The organism is Cupriavidus sp. C3SS-1, assembly GCF_057073755.1.
In genome coordinates, this window is the sequence record NZ_CP172699.1 from 315,095 (window position 1) to 333,482 (window position 18,388).

General features: G+C 67.1%; 16 protein-coding genes. 7 read left to right on the forward strand and 9 right to left on the reverse strand.

Annotated elements, in window-relative coordinates; all coding sequences use genetic code 11:
* Positions 1-81 precede the first annotated feature (81 nt).
* The 4 genes from ACIGJC_RS01475 to ACIGJC_RS01490 all read right to left on the reverse strand — a co-directional run bounded on the left by ACIGJC_RS01475 (position 82) and on the right by ACIGJC_RS01490 (position 6,581).
* Entirely contained in the window at positions 82-1,059 is a 978-nt protein-coding gene (locus tag ACIGJC_RS01475) for an NAD(P)H-dependent flavin oxidoreductase (RefSeq protein ID WP_483710268.1), read from the reverse strand.
* An 833-nt stretch (positions 1,060-1,892) separates the two neighbouring features.
* Positions 1,893-3,215 (reverse strand): sigma-54-dependent transcriptional regulator, encoded by a 1,323-nt coding sequence (locus tag ACIGJC_RS01480; protein WP_483710269.1) that lies wholly within the window; start codon positions 3,213-3,215, stop codon positions 1,893-1,895.
* A gap of 8 nt (positions 3,216-3,223) precedes the next feature.
* Positions 3,224-5,203, reverse strand: a complete 1,980-nt coding sequence (locus tag ACIGJC_RS01485) for a sensor histidine kinase (RefSeq protein ID WP_483710270.1) — start codon at positions 5,201-5,203, stop codon at positions 3,224-3,226.
* 82 nt (positions 5,204-5,285) lie between these two features.
* Positions 5,286-6,581 (reverse strand): dicarboxylate/amino acid:cation symporter, encoded by a 1,296-nt coding sequence (locus ACIGJC_RS01490; RefSeq protein WP_483710271.1) that lies wholly within the window; start codon positions 6,579-6,581, stop codon positions 5,286-5,288.
* A 412-nt stretch (positions 6,582-6,993) separates the two neighbouring features.
* Between ACIGJC_RS01490 and ACIGJC_RS01495 the strand changes: the two genes are divergently transcribed.
* From ACIGJC_RS01495 to ACIGJC_RS01515, 5 genes are all read left to right on the forward strand, one after another.
* Positions 6,994-7,314, forward strand: coding sequence for a (2Fe-2S) ferredoxin domain-containing protein (locus tag ACIGJC_RS01495; protein WP_483710272.1), 321 nt, complete (start codon positions 6,994-6,996; stop codon positions 7,312-7,314).
* 143 nt (positions 7,315-7,457) lie between these two features.
* On the forward strand, positions 7,458-8,099 hold the full coding sequence (locus tag ACIGJC_RS01500) for an alpha/beta hydrolase (protein ID WP_483710273.1): 642 nt from the start codon (positions 7,458-7,460) through the stop codon (positions 8,097-8,099).
* Between the two features lie 82 nt (positions 8,100-8,181).
* Complete coding sequence (locus ACIGJC_RS01505) at positions 8,182-9,381, forward strand: D-alanyl-D-alanine carboxypeptidase family protein (RefSeq protein WP_483710274.1); 1,200 nt, start codon at positions 8,182-8,184, stop codon at positions 9,379-9,381.
* Positions 9,382-9,436: 55 nt separating this feature from the next.
* Complete coding sequence (locus tag ACIGJC_RS01510; protein WP_483710275.1) at positions 9,437-9,742, forward strand: YbeD family protein; 306 nt, start codon at positions 9,437-9,439, stop codon at positions 9,740-9,742.
* Between the two features lie 215 nt (positions 9,743-9,957).
* A complete protein-coding gene (locus ACIGJC_RS01515) occupies positions 9,958-11,154 on the forward strand; it encodes a class I SAM-dependent rRNA methyltransferase (RefSeq protein ID WP_483710276.1) in 1,197 nt (398 codons plus the stop codon).
* Between the two features lie 109 nt (positions 11,155-11,263).
* Here the strand turns inward: ACIGJC_RS01515 and ACIGJC_RS01520 are convergent, their stop codons facing one another.
* The 3 genes from ACIGJC_RS01520 to ACIGJC_RS01530 all read right to left on the reverse strand — a co-directional run bounded on the left by ACIGJC_RS01520 (position 11,264) and on the right by ACIGJC_RS01530 (position 14,701).
* Positions 11,264-13,381: an ATP-dependent helicase gene (locus tag ACIGJC_RS01520; protein WP_483710277.1), complete on the reverse strand. Its 2,118-nt coding sequence runs from the start codon at positions 13,379-13,381 to the stop codon at positions 11,264-11,266.
* 172 nt (positions 13,382-13,553) lie between these two features.
* Positions 13,554-14,090, reverse strand: a complete 537-nt coding sequence (locus ACIGJC_RS01525) for a TlpA disulfide reductase family protein (RefSeq protein WP_483710278.1) — start codon at positions 14,088-14,090, stop codon at positions 13,554-13,556.
* 116 nt (positions 14,091-14,206) lie between these two features.
* Positions 14,207-14,701 carry a thioredoxin fold domain-containing protein gene (locus tag ACIGJC_RS01530; RefSeq protein ID WP_483711442.1) on the reverse strand — a complete coding sequence of 165 codons (495 nt, stop codon included), beginning with the start codon at positions 14,699-14,701 and terminating at the stop codon, positions 14,207-14,209.
* A 130-nt stretch (positions 14,702-14,831) separates the two neighbouring features.
* Here ACIGJC_RS01530 and ACIGJC_RS01535 point away from each other — a divergent pair, with 130 nt between their 5' ends.
* Together ACIGJC_RS01535 and ACIGJC_RS01540 are read left to right on the forward strand one after the other, a co-directional pair.
* A complete protein-coding gene (locus ACIGJC_RS01535; protein WP_483710279.1) occupies positions 14,832-15,428 on the forward strand; it encodes a hypothetical protein in 597 nt (198 codons plus the stop codon).
* A 46-nt stretch (positions 15,429-15,474) separates the two neighbouring features.
* Positions 15,475-16,119, forward strand: coding sequence for a LysE family transporter (locus ACIGJC_RS01540; protein ID WP_483710280.1), 645 nt, complete (start codon positions 15,475-15,477; stop codon positions 16,117-16,119).
* 267 nt (positions 16,120-16,386) lie between these two features.
* On the opposite strand, the gene ACIGJC_RS01545 is transcribed toward ACIGJC_RS01540, so the two are convergent.
* Together ACIGJC_RS01545 and ACIGJC_RS01550 are read right to left on the reverse strand one after the other, a co-directional pair.
* Positions 16,387-17,928: a YifB family Mg chelatase-like AAA ATPase gene (locus tag ACIGJC_RS01545; protein WP_483710281.1), complete on the reverse strand. Its 1,542-nt coding sequence runs from the start codon at positions 17,926-17,928 to the stop codon at positions 16,387-16,389.
* Positions 17,929-18,043: 115 nt separating this feature from the next.
* Entirely contained in the window at positions 18,044-18,322 is a 279-nt protein-coding gene (locus tag ACIGJC_RS01550; protein ID WP_483710282.1) for an accessory factor UbiK family protein, read from the reverse strand.
* Positions 18,323-18,388 lie beyond the last annotated feature (66 nt).

Consider the following 18,388-nt stretch of genomic DNA (forward strand, 5'->3'; position numbering starts at 1 on the left):
CCGGCTTAGTCCGGCCGTGACGGCAGGCTTCGAAGTGTCGCGGTGCAGGGACGTCAAAGGAGGCAAGCGGGCTTGGCGTGCTTAGCGCGCAATACCGAGACGCGCCTTGGCCGCGTCGTACTCCGCCTTCATGCGCGCGATGATCTCGCCGGCGGGCGGGATATCGTGGATCTGGCCCACGCCCTGGCCGGCGCCCCAGATGTCCTTCCAGGCCTTGGCCTTGGAGCTGCCGCTGGAAAAATCCATCTTGCTCTTGTCGGCCACGGGCAGGTTCTCCGGGTCGAGGCCGGCCCCTACGATGCTCTCGCGGATGTAGTTGCCGTGCACGCCGGTGAACAGGTTGGTGTAGATGATGTCGGCGGCGGCCGAGCCGGTGATCGACTGCTTGTACGACTCGTTCGCGTGCGCTTCCTGCGAGGCGATGAAGCGCGTGCCCACGTAGGCGAAGTCGGCGCCCATGGCCTGGGCGGCCAGCACCGCATCGCCGGTGGCGATCGAACCCGACAGTGCGATCGGACCGTCGAAAATCTTGCGGACTTCGCCGACCAGCGCGAACGGCGACAGCATGCCGGCATGTCCGCCGGCGCCGGCGGCTACCAGGATCAGGCCGTCCACGCCGGCTTCCAGCGCCTTTTCGGCATGGCGCAGGCTGATGACGTCGTGCAGCACGATGCCGCCGTAGCTGTGCACGGCATCGATCATCTCCTTCATCGGCGCACGCAGCGAGGTGATGAAGATAGGCACCTTATGGTCCACGCAGACCTTGATGTCGTGTTCGAGCCGTGCGTTCGATGCATGCACGATCTGGTTCACGGCGATCGGGCCGACCGGCTTGCCGGGATTGGCCGCCTGGAAACTGGCCAGCTCTTCCTGCATCTGCGTCAGCCATTCGTCGAGCAGTTCCGCCGGGCGGGCATTCAGCGCCGGGAACGAGCCGACGATGCCGGCCTTGCACTGCGCCAGCACCAGTTCCGGATAACTGACGATGAACATCGGCGAGGCGATGACGGGAAGAGCCAGGTTTTGCAGTACCTGAGGCAGTTGTCGGGCGGCGGGCATGGAGTCTCCTGAACCACGTGAGGGCGCCGGGTGGCACCCTGAAATGAACGGTCGTTCGATTATAGGGAGTTTCGAATTGGGGAGGCTAGAAGCGTCAATCTACGCCAATTGGGGGAATCGTCGGAGCCTGTCACATTGGCCGGGGGGGCAATGACGATCAGGACAGACACCTCAGATGAGCGAGCCCGGATTACTTGGTGGCTTATCCTAACCACGCCATCGGTAGGACGCCTACGGCTGAGCTGCGCGCACTCACTGAAAAACCAAGGGAAGGGAAGAGAAGAAACGGAAGCTCCAGAATCCGCGCCGTCGATGTCGTCCCGCCTGCCGACTACTGAGCCGCGCAGCAGCCGAAGGCGATGATGCGATATCGCGGGCAGTATCGGGCCACGGACAGTTTCGGGGCTCGTTCAATCATTGTGTGAGAGCCTGCATTCGGACGCGCTCCCCGCGGCAGGCAGCCGGGCAGTCTCTGAAGTTCATACCCGTACGAAATTCTTCGCACACTACGATCAATATTCGTCCGCTAGGACAAGTAAACGCGCTTCTTTGCTTACTTTCTTGTCGCTTGGACAAGAAAGTAAGTCGCCGGCTACGCCGGCGAAACAGCGGCGCTTCCCAAGAGCTATGTCCCTGCAATTCAGCGAAGAGCCAAAAAAAACGCCCCGCACAAGCGGGGCACCAATTACCACGAAGACTGATAAAAGAAGCAAGCAGCCAGGGCACCTGCCAATGCCGCAACCGCACACGAAATATAGTCGTCGATTGTGACGTTGCCATGGCAGCGTAGTGAAAACTCTGGGGCACGCATTGCCTAAGGCGAAATGAAGCGCCTATAACCCATAGCGCTTGATCTTGTCATACAAGGTCGCTTTTCCCACCTGCAGCAGGTCGGCCGCCTGGCTGACGGCGCCGCCGGTGCGCGCCAGCGCATCGGCAATTACGGCGCGCTCGAAATGCTCCATCCGTTCGCGCAGCGGCGCGGTTTCGTCGGGTGCCGCCGCCGCGCCGGCCTGCCCGCCTTCAGGCACGCCCAGTACCAGCCGATCCGCGGCATTGCGCAGCTCGCGCACATTGCCGGGCCACGGGCGCTGCGCCAGGGCCTGGCGCTGCGACTCGGACAGGATCGGCGCAGGCCGCTGGTACCGCACCGCCGAAATCAGCATGAAATGCTCGAACAGCGGCACGATGTCCTCGCGCCGCTCGCGCAGCGGCGGCAGCGCAATGGTGACCACGTTGAGGCGGTAGTACAGGTCCTGCCGGAACACGCCCTGTGCAACCAGCGCATCCATGTCGCCCTTGGCGGCCGCCACGATGCGCACGTCGATCTTCACCGATGCGTTGGACCCGAGCCGTTCCAGCATCCCTTCCTGCAAGACGCGCAGCAGCTTGACCTGCAGCGCCAGCGGCATGCTTTCGATCTCATCAAGGAACAGTGTGCCGCCAGAGGCGTGCTCGAGCTTGCCGATGCGCCGCTTGCCGGCTCCAGTGAACGCGCCGGCTTCGTGGCCGAACATCTCGCTTTCGAAGATCGACTCCGGCACCGCGCCGCAGTTGAGCGCGATGAAAGGCCCGTCGGCGCGGTTGGACAGCGCATGCAGGCTGCGCGCCACCAGCTCCTTGCCGGTGCCGGTCTCGCCATTGATCATCACCGGCACGTCGGTGGCCGCGACGTTGGCCACCAGCCCACGCACCTGGTCGATCGCATGCGAGCGGCCGATGATGCGCGTGCCGGCGGCGGAGCCAGCCAGCTCCCGCCGCAAGGCCTGGTTTTCCAGCTCAAGGCCGCGCCGTTCAATGGCGCGCCGCACCGTGTCGGTCAGGCGGTCGGCACCAAAGGGCTTTTCGATGAAGTCATAGGCGCCTTCGCGCATCGCCTGCACGGCCATGGTGATGTCGCCGTGCCCGGTCACCAGGATCACCGGGATGCCGGGCGCGGCGTTGCGGCAATGGTGCAACAGGTCCAGCCCGCTCGCACCGGGCAGGCGCACGTCGGTGACCAGCACACCGGGGAAGTCGGCGCTCAGGTGGGGCAGGGCAGCCTCGGCCGAGGGCAGCGCCAGCACGGAGAACCCGGCCAGCTCCAGGCTCTGTGCCGTGGCCTGGCGCACCAGTGGTTCATCTTCGACGAACAGGACGCGCAAACCGTCTTGCATCGGGGGCCTCAATGTGTCTGGCTGACCGGCGCGCCGGCTTCCGCCCGGGCGCGCGTCAGCACGATGGTGAATACCGCGCCGCCGCCATCGGCATTGGCGGCGCTCAGCTGTCCGCCGAATTCGCGCACGATCGATGACGTGATGGCCAGGCCCAGGCCCAGCCCCTGGCCGGTTTCCTTGGTCGTGAAGAACGGCTCGAACAGGCGCGGCAGGTCTTCGGGCCGGATGCCGGTGCCATTGTCACGCACCTCGATCGTCACGGCGCCCGCCTCGGCGCGCACGGACACGTCGATGCGGCCTTGCACGGGCGCGGCGCTAGCGATGGCGTCGAGCGCGTTGCCGATCAGGTTGAGCAGCACCTGCTCGAGCTTGAGTTCGTCGGCGCGCACGGCGATGCCGGGCAGCGCGTCCAGGCCGTCCACATGCAAGGCCACGGCGGACAGCCGCGGCGCCAGCAGGGCCAGCACGTGTTCGAGCGCGGCCCGCACCAGCACCGAGCGGCGCGGCGGCCGCGCCTTGCCGGCAAACAGCTTCAGCTGGCCGGTGATCTTGCCCATGCGTTCGGTCAGGTCGGCAATCGCCGAGAGGTTGCCTTCGGCCGCGCCGAGCTGCCCGCGCTCCAGCAGCACGCGCGTGTTGTCCGAGAACGTGCGCAGCGCGGCCAGCGGCTGGTTCAGCTCATGCGTGATGCCCGCGGCCATCTGCCCGAGCGCGGCCAGCTTGCTGGCCTGCACGAGTTCATCCTGCGCCGCGCGCAATTCGCCCTCGGCGCGGGTGCGCTCGGCGACTTCTTCCTCGAGCTTCTCGTTGATGGCCATCAGGTCGGCGGTGCGCGCCTCCACGCGCCGCTCCAGCTCGTCATAGGCAGCTTCGAGCAGGCGGCGGCTGTACTGCATGTCGCGCGCGCGCTGGCGGCGCTGGCGCCAGTTGACCAGCAGCAGGCAGATGCAGGCATAGGCCAACGCCGCGGCCACGGTGGCGTTGCGCGCATTGGCCAGCACGGGGTCGAGCGGCGCCATCACCTGCATGGTCCAGTTCGCCGGACCCACCTTGCGGCCGAGTTCGAGGTAGCGGTCGGCACGCTCGGTGCCGTCCGGATTGGTGTCGTTGGCCCGCACGCGCACCAGGCGCGCGCCCGGGTCCAGCGCGGTGGCGGCCAGCCACGCCGTCACCGGCGAGGTCAGCGGCTCCAGCGGCAGCGGCGTCACGTCGCGGTCGTGGTACTGGCGCGTCTTGCCGAGTTCTTCGTGCAGTTCGGGGGGCAGCGGGCCCAGCGTGCGGTACTGCCAGCCCGGCACGGAAGACAGGAAGATCACCCCGTGGGCGTCGCTGACCATGAGCGGCTCGGCGCTGCCGCCGCCGGCGCGCTGGAACCACTCCAGGTTGAGCTTGACCACGGTCACGCCGATCACCTTGCCGCCCGACTCCACGGGCTGGGCGATGTAGTAGCCAGGTTCGTCGCTGGTGATGCCGATGGCGTAGAAGCGTCCCATCTCGCCGCGTGCGGCAATCTGGAAATAGGGGCGGAAGCGATAGTCGGTGCCGACGAAGCTGCCGGGCTCGCCGGCGTTGCTGGCGGCCAGCGCGATGCCGTTGGTGGCGATCACGTAGGTGGCCGAGGCGTGCGAGCGCCGGTTAGCTTCGGCCAGGTAGTGGTTGGCGGCGGCCACGCGGGCCGGGTCGCCGGGGGCCTGCAGCAGGCCGCGCACGAACGGGTGCAGCGATACCAGCGCGGGCAGGAATTCGTAGCGGTCGAGCGTGCTTTCGAGCGTGGCGGCGTAGCGGTCGGCGCGCGTGGCCGTGGACTCCTGCAAGGCCGCCAGGCCGCGCTGCACCGATACCAGCCAGGTCAGTGCGCACAGCAGCACCAGGCCGGCGCCCAGCGCCACGGCAAAGCCCCACCAGCGGCGGTTCTCGCTGCCGGGCTCGTGCGCCGCCTGGATGGCGGCGGGGTCATGTACGGCGAGGAAGTCGTCGGAATGGGGCATCGGCGCGCGCGGAGGCTGTCGCGCCGATGATACCCGCTGCGGCGCGGCCGGCCCACCGGGCCGGCCAGCACCGCGCGCGGCCTCAGACGTTCTGGCCGGCGTCGGCGAGTTCTGCCTCATCGTCGGTGCTCTGCTTCAGCGCACGGCGCAGCTTGGCGCGGTCAAGCTCGCGCTCCCAGGCCGAGACCACCACGGTGGCCACGCCATTGCCGATGATGTTGGTCAGCGCGCGGCACTCGCTCATGAAGCGGTCGATGCCGAGGATCAGCACCATGCCGGCCACCGGAATGGTGGGTACCACCGCCAGCGTCGCCGCCAGCGTGATGAAGCCCGCGCCGGTCACGCCGCTGGCACCCTTGGACGTGAGCATTGCGACGCCCAGGATGGTGAGCTGCTGCATCAGCGTCAGTTCGATGCCGGTGGCCTGCGCGATGAAGATCACCGCCATGGTCATGTAGATGTTGGTGCCGTCCAGGTTGAACGAGTAGCCGGTCGGAACCACCAGGCCCACCACGGACTTGGAGCAGCCCAGCTTCTCCAGCTTTTCCATCAGGTGCGGCAGCGCGGCTTCAGACGAACTGGTACCGAGCACGATCAGCAGCTCTTCCTTGATGAACGAGATGAAGCGCAGGATGTTGAAGCCGGTCAGGCGCGCGATCGTGCCAAGCACGAACACCACGAAAACGATGGCCGTGAAGTAGAACGTGCCGATCAGCTTGAGCAGGGGCACAAGCGAGCCCAGGCCGTACTTGCCGATGGTGAAGGCCATCGCGCCGAACGCGCCGATCGGGGCCACCTTGGTGATGACGTGCACGATGTGGAAGAACACCTTCGACACCTGGTCGATCAGCTGCACGACGATACGCGCGCGCTCGCCAATGGCCGCCAGGGCCGCGCCGAAGAACAGCGAGACCAGCAGGATCTGCAGGATGTCGCCGTTGGCGAACGCGCTGAAGACCGTTTCCGGGATGATGTGCATCAGGAACTCGACCGTGCTCTGGCCGTGCGCCTTGGACACATACTGGGCGATCGACGCGGTGTCGAGCGTCGACGGGTCGATGTTGAAGCCCACGCCCGGCTTGAGCAGGTGCGCGGCGCCCAGGCCGATCAGCAGCGCGAAGGTCGAGACGATCTCGAAGTACAGCAGCGCCTTGCCGCCGACGCGGCCGACCTTCTTCATGTCGCTCATGCCGGCAATGCCGGTCACCACGGTACAGAAGATGATCGGGCCGATGATCATCTTGATCAGCTTGATGAAGCCATCGCCCAGCGGCTTCATGGCCACGCCTGTGTCGGGCCAGAAATGGCCCAGCAGGATGCCGACGAAGATGGCGAACAGCACCTGCACGTACAGGATCTTGTAGAAGGGTTTCCTCATGATGTCGTCCTCGGTTTTTTGACCATACCCACCGGCGTGGCGGGCGCACGCCGTCACGGAATGCAGCGCGTCTCGGATTCAGGAATTGCAATCGATATGCCAGCGTGTGGAAAGACGCTAAGTCATTGATTTGAAACGAGGCGTGGCATCGCGCGCAGGGTCCGGCACTCCGGAATTCCGGAATTCCGGAATCGCCGGCTCCGGGGATCCGGAACGGTGGCGATGCGTGGGGTGCCCGATATGGCACATCCGCGGCCCGGTTTGCGCGCGGGGCGTGCCGGCGATGCCGATGGAGCGCCGGATTGCCTTAGTCCGGCCGCCGACACACCGTATAATTCCGAGCTTCCATCAATGCCGGACGCGTCGGACCCGAGCCGGTGCCACCGCGTTTTTCGCCTTTCCCCCAGCACGCATGAGCAGCTACTACCAGCACCACGTTTTTTTCTGCCTCAACCAGCGCGAGGACGGCGAGAACTGCTGCGCCCAGCACAACGCCAAGGCCATGCAGGAATACGCCAAGAAGCGCTGCAAGGAGCTGGGCATCGCCGGCGGGGAAGGCCGCGTGCGCATCAACAAGGCCGGCTGCCTGAACCGGTGTGAACTTGGACCGGTGCTGGTGGTCTACCCCGAGGCCGTCTGGTACACCTACGTCGACGAGCACGATATCGACGAGATCATCGACAGCCATCTGCTGCACGGCGAGCCGGTAACTCGGCTGATGGTGGACCACTGACGGCGACGCCTGCCGGCGCGGCAGCGCCGGTGTCGAGGATGTCCCCAGGTTTTCCGGTTGTTCCCGTAGCAGTGCCGCTCCAGCGCGAGCGTAGCGGCAGCGTTTCCATTGCCCCCAGTTGCTTTGCATCGTCCATTGCCATCATGAACGCGCATACCCAGGTACTGACCATCGCCGGCCCGGCCGGCGCGATCGACCTCTCGGTCGACCTGCCGCAAGCGGCGCCGCGCGGCCTGGCGCTGGTGGCGCACCCGCATCCACTGTTCGGCGGCACCAAGGACAACAAGGTGGCGCAGACCCTGGCGCGCTGCTTCGTGCAGCTGGGCTACGCCACGGTGCGCCCGAACTTCCGCGGCGTCGGCAACAGCGCCGGCGTGCATGACAACGGCGTGGGCGAGCAGGACGACCTGCTGGCCGTGGTCGCGTGGATGCGCGAACAGACCGCGTGGTCGCCCGATGCCGCCACGCTGCCGCTTGCCATGGGCGGCTTCTCGTTCGGCAGCTTCGTGACCACGCACGTCGCGAAGCGCCTGGCCGATGCCGGCACGCCCGCGCAGCGCCTGGCGCTGGTCGGTACCGCCGCGAGCCGCTGGGAGGTGGCCGAAGTGCCGGCCGATACCATCGTCATCCATGGCGAGCAGGACGACACCGTGCCGCTGCAAAGCGTGTTCGACTGGGCCCGCCCGCAGGAGCTGCCGGTCATTGTCATCCCCGGCGCCGATCATTTCTTTCACCGCAAGCTGCACCTGATCAAGCAGCTCGTCGTCAATGCGTGGGACCGGTGAGGCCAGTCGGCACGCCGTCCCGGGTGCCATGCCGGCGCCCGCAACCGTTCTTCGCGAAACTTATCTTGTCGGAAACTGAAACATGCTGAACAGAGCCACGCCGCGCCTTGCGTCCGTCTTTGCCCCCGCCGCGCTCGTCGCGGCCGTCACGCTGGCCGCCGCGCCCGCCGCCGTGCTGGCACAGGGTGTGCCGATGCCGCAGGTGGCGGCCAAGTCCTGGATGCTGTACGACGTGACCAGCGGCCAGGCCCTGGCGTCGCAGAATGCCGATCTGCGCATCGAGCCCGCTTCGCTCACCAAGCTGATGACCGCCTACCTGGTGTTCGAGGCGCTCAAGGAAAAGCGCCTGACGCTGGACCAGACCATTACGCCGACCGAGATCGTGCGCAAGGTCAAAAGCGATGAATCGCGCATGTTCATCGAAGCCGGCAAGCCGGTCAGCGTGAACGACCTGCTGATGGGCCTGATCGTGCAGTCCGGCAACGACGCCTCGCTGGCGCTGGCCGAAGCCGTGGGCGGCTCGGAGGAAGGCTTCGTCGCGATGATGAACCGCGAAGCCCAGCGCATGGGCATGAAGGGCACGCACTTCACCAACACCGATGGCGTGCCCGATCCGAACCACTACACCACGGCCGTGGACCTGGCCACGCTGTCCACGCGCCTGATCAAGGACTTCCCCGAGTACTACGGAATGTACTCGCAGAAGGAGTTCACCTATAACAAGATCAGGCAGCCCAACCGCAACCGCCTGCTGTACATCGACCCGACCGTGGACGGCCTGAAGACCGGCCATACCAAGTCCGCCGGCTACTGCCTGATCTCGTCGGCCCAGCGCCCGCTGGCCAACGTGCCGAATGGCTCGCGCCGCCTGGTGTCGATCGTGATCGGCACGGCCACCGAGCAGATCCGCACGCAGGAAAGCCTGAAGATCCTGAACTACGGCTTCCAGTTCTTCGACACGCTGCGCCTGTACGACAAGGGCCAGGTGCTGGCCACGCCCGACATCTACAAGGGCAAGGCCGGCACGGTCAAGATCGGCGTGCAGAACGAGACCTTCGTCACCGTGCCCAAGGGCACGGGCGGTCGCCTGAAGCCGGTGCTCGAGCGCCAGGAACTGATGATCGCCCCGATCGCCGCGGGCCAGCAGGTGGGCACGGTGAAGCTGATGGATGGCACCACCAAGGTGGCGGAGTTCCCCGTGGTGGCGCTGGAAGAAGTGCCCGAGGCAGGCTTCTTCGGCCGCTTGTGGGACACCATCCGCCTGTGGTTCAAGCGCAAGTAATGTGATGGAGCGGCCCGGCACGCCATGCGCGCGCCGGGTTGCTGGAGAAACTGAAATGGCAACCGACAACCATGGCGGCGGCAAGCCTGGCGATATCCCGCCCGAGCAGTCGCTGATCGAGTACCCCAGTGATTTTCCCATCAAGGTGATGGGTGCGATGCAGGACGGCTTTGCCGAAGCCATCGTGACGCTGGTGCAGGAGTTCGACCCGGGCTTTCACGCCGGGAAGATGGAAATGCGTCCGTCGAGCAAGGGCAACTATCTGGGCCTGACGGTCACGGTGTGGGTCACCAGCCGCGAACAGCTTGACGATCTATATCGCGCGCTGACGGCGCATCCGATGGTGAAGGTGGTGCTGTAAGGCATCGACCCTCAGAACACCGTTTGTTTTCCCCCTCTCCCGCTCGCGGGAGAGGGGCCGGGGGAGAGGGCAGGCGCTGGCGATATCGACGCCCGTCACTTCGTTGACGCTCCCGCCCTCTCCCCCACCCCTCTCCCGCAGGCGGGAGAGGGGTGCCCTCGGCTTGCATATCCGCGGTTTTGACGCCCCGGACTCTGCTGTATTTCCATACCAACATGAACACCATCACCCTCAAGCCCGGCAAGGAAAAGTCCCTGCTGCGCCGCCATCCGTGGATCTACGCCACGGGCATCGCCACCACGGAAGGCCGCTGCGAACCGGGCGCGACCGTCATCGTGCGCGCCGCCGATGGCCGTTTCCTGGCCAAGGCCGCCTACAGCCCCGAATCGCAGATCCGCGCGCGCGCGTGGACCTTCGACGAGAACGAGCCGGTCGACCACGCGCTGTTCAAGCGCCGCGTGGCCGCGGCGATCGCCTATCGCCGCCAGTGGGTGAAGGACAGCGATGCGGTGCGCCTGATCTTCGGCGAATCCGACCGCCTGCCGGGCCTGATCGTCGATTACTACGGCAACGGCGCGAATGGCCAACTGGTGTGCCAGTTCAATTCCGCCGGCGTGGAACACTGGAAGACCGCCATCGTGCAGGCGCTGGTCAAGGAGACCGGATGCCCCAACGTGTACGAGCGCTCCGACGCCGCCGTGCGCCAGCGCGAGGGGCTGGAACTGGTGACCGGCGTGCTGGCCGGCGCCGAGCCCGATCCGGCGCTGTCGGTGACCGAGCATGGCGTGCGCTACTACGTTGACGTGCGCAACGGCCACAAGACCGGCTTCTATGTCGACCAGCGCGACAACCGCAAGCTGGTCGGCGACCTCGCCGCCGGGCGCGAGGTGCTGAACTGCTTCTGCTACACCGGTGGTTTTTCGCTGGTGGCGCTGCGCGGCGGCGCCACATCGGTGACTTCGATCGATTCCTCGGGCGAGGCGCTGAAGATTGCCGCGGGCAATGTTGCGCTCAATGGCTTCGACGAGAACCGTGCGACGTGGCTCGATGCCGACGTGTTCAAGACGCTGCGCGAATTCCGCGCGGAAGGCCGCCAGTTCGACCTGATCGTCCTCGACCCGCCGAAGTTCGCGCCGTCGGCGCAGCATATCGATCGTGCCGCGCGCGCATACAAGGAAATCAACCTCGTCGGCACGCAGCTGCTGCGTCCGGGCGGGCTGCTGTTCACGTACTCGTGCTCGGGTGCGATCAGCATGGAGCTGTTCCAGAAGATCGTGGCCGGCGCGGTGACCGATGCGCGTGCCGATGCGCGCATCCTGCGCCGGTTGTCGGCGGGCACGGATCATCCGATGCTGTCGGCCTTCCCGGAAGGGGAGTATCTGAAGGGTTTGTTGCTGGAGAAGGTTGCGTAAGGGGAATTGACTGCGGCGTTCCATCGACCGCGGTGTTTCTCCCCTGTCCCACTGCGTGGAAGGAGGGAGCAAACCGGCGGGTTTGCTGAGGCGAGTCAGCGTCCGCGGCTCACCGCCACATATTCCGCATCCTGCTGGCCAGATCCACCGGCGCCAGCGTTGCCTTCGACGTCGTTTCTCCCGGCATCGGCGGAGGCGGCCAGGACCGGCTGTAGAAATTCGGCATCACCCGGTTCGGCAGGAAACGCGTGCGTGACGCATAGACATGGCGATCGCCGAACCCCGGCTGCTGGTGCACATAAAAACGCTGCGGCACCACGACATCCAGATGGTCCTTGGCGCGCGTCATCGCCACGTACAGCAGCCGCCTTTCCTCTTCGATCTCTTCTGTCGTGCCCGTCGCGAGGTCCGACGGCATGCAGCCGTCCACGGCATTGAGCACGTACACCGCCTTCCACTCCTGGCCCTTGGCCGAGTGGATCGTCGACAGGATCAGGAAATCCTCGTCGCGAAGCGGCACGCCCGATTCATCGCTCGATGCACTGGGCGGGTCCAGCGTCAGTTCCGTCAGGAAGCGCTCGCGCGAGGCATAGGTCGCGGCAATGCGCTCCAGCTGCTGCAAGTCCGCCATGCGCGCGGCGGCATCGTCGTGGATGCGCTCCAGGTGCGGCTGGTACCAGGCGATGACCTGCTCGAACTCCGACGGCCACGGCGAGGCCGGTCCGAGCAGCGTGCGCGCCAGCGCCAGCAGGTCGCTCCAGGCTGGCGCGGCGGCGGGCGGCGCCTCGAACGATTCCAGTGCGAACAGCGGCTCGGTGGCCACCGCCAGTGCGTCGAGCACGCGCGCGGCAGTCTTGGGCCCGATGCCGGGCAGCAACTGCAGCGTGCGGAAACCCGCGATGCGGTCGAGCGGATTCTGCAGCCAGCGCACCACGGCCATCGCGTCCTTCACGTGCGTGGATTCGAGGAACTTGAGGCCGCCGAATTTCACGAACGGGATATTGCGCCGGGCCAGTTCGATCTCCAGTTGCGCGCTGTGGTCGGCCGCGCGGAACAGCACCGCCTGCGCCATCAGCGCCAGGCCTGCCTCGCGCCGCTCCAGCACGCGCTCGACCACGAAGCGGGCCTGGTCGGCTTCATCGTTGACCACGACCACGCCCGGCTTCTCGGCCGAGGTGCGCTCGGACCATAGATCCTTGGTGTAACGCTCGGACGCAAGCCCGATCACCGCGTTGGCGGCTTGCAGGATCGGCTGCGTCGAACGGTAGTTCTGCGACAGCGTGACCTGCCGCGCGGGCGGCGCGAACTGCGCGGGGAAATCGAGGATATTGCGCACGGTGGCGCCACGGAACGCGTAGATCGACTGCGCGTCGTCGCCGACCACCGTGAGGCCGTGGCCATCGGGCCGCAGCGCCAGCAGGATCGACGCCTGCAGCGCGTTGGTGTCCTGGTATTCGTCGACCAGCACATGGTCGAAGCGCGCACCCATGTCCTGTGCGATGGCGGGCTCGGTCAGTGCCTGCGCCCAGTACAGCAGCAGGTCGTCATAGTCGAGCACCTGCTGCTTCTGCTTGGCTTCGACATAGCCCGCGAACAGCGCGCGCAGCGCATCGATCCACATGGTGTAGCGCGGGAACCAGCGCTTGAGCACGTCTTCAAGCGGCGCCTGCGTGTTGACCACGCGCGAATAGATCGACAGGCAGGTTTCCTTTTTCGGGAAGCGGCTGGCCTGCTCGGACAGGCCCAGGTCATGCCGCACCACGTGCATCAGGTCGGCGGAGTCGCCCCGGTCGCAGATGGTGAAGGCCGGCGATAAGCCCAGCGTTTCCGCGTATTCGCGCAGCAGCCGTGCGCCGATCGCGTGGAAGGTGCCCGACCACTGCAGCGCGGCCCGGCCGGCGCCGGTACTGATGCCGAGCGCCTGGTCGACGATGCGCTCCACGCGCCGGCCCATTTCCGCCGCCGCGCGGCGTGAAAACGTCAGGAGCAGGATGCGGCGCGGATCGGCGCCCTTGAGCACCAGGTGCGCGACACGATGGGCGAGCGTATTGGTCTTGCCCGAGCCCGCACCCGCGATGATCAGCAGCGGACCTTCGCTGGTGTGCTCGACCGCCGTCCGCTGTTCCGGATTGAGCCGCGCCAGGTAGGCGGGGACGTCAGCGTCCGGTGTGGCATGTTCGGCAAGGGCGGAAGGCAATTCCGCGAGAGGGGCAAGATCCAGTGACACGGGCGGTTCGGGTGTGGCCGCCGTCAGGGCGGGTAGGAAGACTGGCGCAAACTGTATATCCATACAGGCCCCGGGCGCAAGCCAGTCGCAGCGGGCGCGGCACCAGCCCAACAAAAAAGGTGCCCGATGAGCACCTTTTATCCCCGTTTTGCAGCCGTTGCCGGAAAATTCGTCAGGCCGCCTTGGCTAGCGCGCCGTCGAGCAGCTTGTGCAGTGCGTCCCATTCAGGCTCGCCGACATAGCGCTTGAGGATGCGGCCGTCCCTGTCCACGACGAAGGTGGTGGGCGTGAGCTGCACATTGCCGAAGGCCTTGGACGCGGCGCCGTCCGAGTCCATCGCGACCTTGAACGGCAGGCCGCGCGTCTTGGCGTAGTTCATCACGTACATCGGGGGATCGTAGTTCATGGCCACGGCTACGAATTCCAGCCCCTTGCCCTTGTACTGCTCATAGGTGCGGACCATGTCCGGCATTTCCTTGACGCAGGTGGCGCAACTCGTGGCCCAGAAATTGATCAGGTAGACCTTGCCCTTGAGGTCGCCCGTGCTGACTTTCTCGCCCGAGAGCAGCGTGAAGGTGGTGGCGGGCACCTGGCTCGATGGCGACAGCGCGCGGTAGCCGAACCAGCCCAGCGCGGCGAGGACTACGACGACTACGGCGATGGGCCAAAGCTTGCGGGGTCGGGAAGTGGCGGAGGCGGCGTTTGTCATGGCAATGCGGTCCGGCAGGGGCCGGCCCCGTTCAACTGGCAACAGGCCATTCTAAACCCGGGCGCGGCGCGCTGCTGCATTCCGTCGCGTGCGTCAATCCGCCGCAGTGGCGGTGGTCAGCGTGCGGTGGCGACAGCAGCACGCGCCTGGCCCAGGGCCTGTTCCAGGTAGGCGCCGTAGAAATCGGGCTGGAGGCCGCGCAGCGGGGTTGCGGCCTGCCGTCCTTCGCGATCGAGGAACAGTACGGTCGGCGCCACGCGCACCTGATGTGCCTTGGCCCACGCGCGTGCCGTGGTCATCGAGCCATCGGTGTCGCGCAACGGGGTGTCGGCGGTCATGTCGACTTCGCGAACGGCGATTTCGCCGGCTGCTGCCTGCGGGCCGAGATAGCTCTTGCGCACGGTGTCGCAGTAGCCGCAATCGGGCAGCGAGACCAGCACCACGAGCGGCTCGCCGCGGCGCGCCGCTTCGGCGGCATGGGCGGCCAGGTCAGTCGCGCGCGGCAGATGTGGCGTGCCGGCGCTGGCGGAGCCGGCCAGGGCGGCAAGTCCGAGCAGCGCTGCGGCCGCAAGACGAACGGAGGGTCGACGGATCGGGATCAGCGGGGGCATGGTGTAAAGCGCAGCAAGCACGGGCCGGCGGCTTCCAGGATAATACCGGTTTCCGCCCGGCGGCGAGGCGCCAGCCCGCCGCCGTCCCGGCCCCGACAATCCGCGCCGCAACGTAGCGGCCACGCCCCCGATGCCCCCTCCTCAGGTCTGTCAGTGGTTCTCCCGGCTTCGCCTGGTGTTGCCGGCCATGCTTGCCGTGGCCTGGCTCGGCGCGTGTTCGCCGCGCTATGACTGGCGCACGATCCAGTCGGGCGAGGGCGGCTATGCCGCGCTCTATCCGGGCAAGCCGACCAGCGCCGCGCGCGACGTGGCCATTGCCGGGCACAAGCTGCCGATGACCATGGAGGCGGCGCGCGTCGACGAGATGCTGTTCGCTGTCGGCGTCGTCACGCTGCCGGCCGACGATGCCGCCCTGCGCCGCGAGGCGCTGGCTGCCATGCAATCCGGCCTGCTGGCCAACCTTGGCGTACATGTCGGCGAGCCCGTGCGCGCGCGCGCGGTGACGATCCAGTCCGCCGACCAGCCGGCGCGGCCGCTCGACGGCATCGAAGTCGAGGCAAGCGGCGTGTCTCCGCAGGACAAGTTGCCGCGCCGCCTGACCGCGCGGCTAGTGGCCGTGGGCCCACGCGCTTACCAGGCGGTGGTGCTGGAGTCGGGCGAGGGCGCGCGCGACCAGCGCCATGCCGAGCAGGTGGAACAGTTCCTGGGCGGGTTCCATCCGTATTGATCCGCCCCCACGTTTTGTCTCAAGGTTTGTCTGAAGGAGAGAAGTGATGCGTTGGGAAGTCTGGCTGGCCTATTTCGCCGCGTGCTGGGTCATTGCCGTGTCGCCCGGTTCAGGCGCGGTACTGTCGATGAGCCATGGCCTGTCGTACGGCGTGCGCAGGACGTCGACCACCATCTTCGGCCTGCAGGCCGGGCTGGTCATCATCCTGCTGATTGCCGGTGGCGGGCTGGGGGCGCTGCTGCTGGCGTCGGAGCATGCGTTCGCCGCGGTCAAGACCGTGGGCGCCATGTACCTGATCTACCTGGGCCTGCAGCAATGGCGGGCGCGGGTTGAGGAAGGCACGGCAGCGAATGGCAGCGATGCCGTACGCGTGACGCCAATGAGCCCGCGCCGGCGTTTTGCCACCGGCCTGCTGACCAACGTGACCAACCCGAAGGGGATCATCTTCATGGTCGCGGTGCTGCCGCAGTTCATCGATCCCGCGCATCCGCTCGGGCCGCAGCTGGCCATCCTCGCGGTGACGATGTGCGGCGTCGATCTGGTCGTCATGCATGGCTATGCGCTGCTGGCCTCGCGCATGCAAGGCCTGTTCCGCAATGCGCGCGCCGTGCGCTGGCAGAACCGCTTCTTCGGCAGCGTGCTGATGGCCGTCGGCGCGGCGCTGTTCTTCGTGCGCCGCCAGCACGCCTGAGGGCGGCTTGCCGGTCGCTGCTGGCGATAAGCGGTCCGGTTTGCTTCAATGAGGGGAGACCTTCGTCGCGGAGATCCCCTGATGCCGACTTTCCTTTCGCCCGCCGGTACGACCGCGCGCCCGGCGCATACCGTCCCGCCCCTCGACGATCCCACGCCCCCGGGGGTCCCGCCCGACCTGCCCCTGCCGCCGGAAGACGATCCGGTCCCGCCACCCGTGGAACCGCCTGTAGGCGTACCGCCGCGGCGCTGAATCCATCGTGCGGTATCAACCCGGTGTGCGCAATGCACGCCGATACTGGATCGCCTCGCCGATGTGCGCCGTGGTCAGGTTCCCCGCGCCCTCGAGGTCGGCGATCGTGCGCGCTACCTTGAGCACCCGGAAGTACGATCTTGCCGACCACGCCAGCCGTGCCATGGCGCCGCGCAGCAAGGCCTGGGCGGTCGGCTCGAGCGGGCAGTGGTGCTCGATCTCGCGCCCGGCCAGGCCGCTGTTGGGCTTGCCCTGCCGCGCCAGCTGGCGCTCGCGCGCGGCCAGCACGCGGGCGCGCACGACCTCGCTGGGTTCTCCGGCGGGGCCGTCCAGCATCTCGCCCTGATCCTGCGCCGGAACTTCGATCTGCAGGTCGATCCGGTCGAGCAGCGGCCCTGAAATCTTCGACTGGTAGCGCCGGACCTGATCGGGCGTGCAGCGGCATGCGCGCTCCGGATGGCCAAGGTAGCCGCAGGGGCACGGGTTCATGGCGGCCACGAACTGGAAGCACGCCGGGAAGTCGGCATGGCCCGCCGCGCGCGCTATGGTGATGCGGCCCGATTCCAGCGGCTCGCGCAACACCTCGAGCACCTTGCGGTCGAACTCGGGTAGTTCGTCCAGGAACAGAACGCCATGGTGCGCCAGCGAGATTTCTCCGGGGCGTGGATTGCCGCCTCCGCCGACCATGGCCGGCCCGGACGCGGTGTGATGAGGCGACCGGCACGGCCGCACGCCCCATCGCGAGGGCTTGAAGCCGCCGGGCGTCAGGCTCAGCACGGCGGCCGATTCCAGTGCCTCGTCCAGCGACATCGGCGGCAGCAGTCCGGGCAGGCGCTGGGCCAGCATCGACTTGCCCGTGCCGGGTGGCCCCACCAGCAGGGCGGAATGCTGGCCAGCGGCGGCCACTTCCAGCGCCCGCCGCGCCTGCGCCTGGCCGCGCACGTCGCGCAGGTCCGGCCCAGGCTCCGGCACCAGCGCGAGCGCGGCCGGGACCGCGCGGGCAATGCGCTGGTTGAACGGCGGCGCGAAGTGGCCACAGACCTCTCGCAGCGTGGCGGCGCCGTGGACGGCCAGGTCTTCGATCAGTGCCGCCTCGGCACCGTTGCCCGCTGCCACCAGGAACGCGCGCGGGGTGTCGCCGCAGGCCTGCCGCACGGCGTTCTCGCGCGCCAGGCGCATGGCCATCGCCAGCGCGCCGCGCACCGGCCGCAGGTCGCCCGACAGCGACAGCTCGGCGGCGAACTCGTATTGGTCGAACTCCGCCGACGGTATCTGCCCGCTGGCCGCCAGGATGCCTAGTGCGATGGCCAGGTCGAAACGGCCCGACTCCTTTGGCAGGTCCGCCGGCGCCAGGTTGACGGTGATCCGGCGGCTCGGGAACTCGAAGCCGCTGTTCAGGATGGCGGCGCGCACGCGCTCGCGGCTTTCGCGCACGCCGGTGTCAGCCAGGCCGACGATGGTGAAGACAGGCAGGCCATTGGCCAGGTGGGCTTCGACACGCACGGGCGGCGCCTCGATACCGGTGAGCGCGCGGCTGTGCAGGACGGCAAGGCTCATGTGTCTCGAACGTCGTTGTGACGCGGTTGTGATGGAAGCTTGTTGGAAGCGTTAACGAAAAAGGCCGCCGTGAAACGGCGGCCTTTCGGCAACGGGTCAGGCAGCGGCCTGGGCGTCATGCGCCCCCGGTGCTGTCCACGGCACCAGGTCCGGGCGGAATGCCGGCGCGGCGCTCCAGCTCGGCTACGCGTTCTTCCAGTTCCTCCAGGCGCGCGCGCGTGCGGGCCAGCACCTGCGACTGCACATCGAATTCCTCGCGCGTGACCAGGTCAAGCTTGGCGAAGCCCTGGGTCATCATGCTGCGCACATTCTTTTCGATATCCCTTGCCGGCGAGTTGCGCAGTGCCTCGTTGACCTTGTTCTGCAGGTCGTTGAAGAGATCGGTCGGTTTCATGGTTTCTCCTTCGCGCACCTTGGTGGTGCCAGTCCTGGGAATGACCTGCCGCATGCCTCGCTTTCG

Bases quoted from the DNA above. Each gene is read 5' to 3' on its own strand.
- ACIGJC_RS01475 (WP_483710268.1), bottom strand. From the start codon at position 1,059: ATGCCCGCCGCCCGACAACTGCCTCAGGTACTGCAAAACCTGGCTCTT.
- ACIGJC_RS01480 (WP_483710269.1), bottom strand. From the start codon at position 3,215: ATGCAAGACGGTTTGCGCGTCCTGTTCGTCGAAGATGAACCACTGGTG.
- ACIGJC_RS01485 (WP_483710270.1), bottom strand. From the start codon at position 5,203: ATGCCCCATTCCGACGACTTCCTCGCCGTACATGACCCCGCCGCCATC.
- ACIGJC_RS01490 (WP_483710271.1), bottom strand. From the start codon at position 6,581: ATGAGGAAACCCTTCTACAAGATCCTGTACGTGCAGGTGCTGTTCGCC.
- ACIGJC_RS01495 (WP_483710272.1), top strand. From the start codon at position 6,994: ATGAGCAGCTACTACCAGCACCACGTTTTTTTCTGCCTCAACCAGCGC.
- ACIGJC_RS01500 (WP_483710273.1), top strand. From the start codon at position 7,458: ATGAACGCGCATACCCAGGTACTGACCATCGCCGGCCCGGCCGGCGCG.
- ACIGJC_RS01505 (WP_483710274.1), top strand. From the start codon at position 8,182: ATGCTGAACAGAGCCACGCCGCGCCTTGCGTCCGTCTTTGCCCCCGCC.
- ACIGJC_RS01510 (WP_483710275.1), top strand. From the start codon at position 9,437: ATGGCAACCGACAACCATGGCGGCGGCAAGCCTGGCGATATCCCGCCC.
- ACIGJC_RS01515 (WP_483710276.1), top strand. From the start codon at position 9,958: ATGAACACCATCACCCTCAAGCCCGGCAAGGAAAAGTCCCTGCTGCGC.
- ACIGJC_RS01525 (WP_483710278.1), bottom strand. From the start codon at position 14,090: ATGACAAACGCCGCCTCCGCCACTTCCCGACCCCGCAAGCTTTGGCCC.
- ACIGJC_RS01530 (WP_483711442.1), bottom strand. From the start codon at position 14,701: ATGCCCCCGCTGATCCCGATCCGTCGACCCTCCGTTCGTCTTGCGGCC.
- ACIGJC_RS01535 (WP_483710279.1), top strand. From the start codon at position 14,832: ATGCCCCCTCCTCAGGTCTGTCAGTGGTTCTCCCGGCTTCGCCTGGTG.
- ACIGJC_RS01540 (WP_483710280.1), top strand. From the start codon at position 15,475: ATGCGTTGGGAAGTCTGGCTGGCCTATTTCGCCGCGTGCTGGGTCATT.
- ACIGJC_RS01545 (WP_483710281.1), bottom strand. From the start codon at position 17,928: ATGAGCCTTGCCGTCCTGCACAGCCGCGCGCTCACCGGTATCGAGGCG.
- ACIGJC_RS01550 (WP_483710282.1), bottom strand. From the start codon at position 18,322: ATGAAACCGACCGATCTCTTCAACGACCTGCAGAACAAGGTCAACGAG.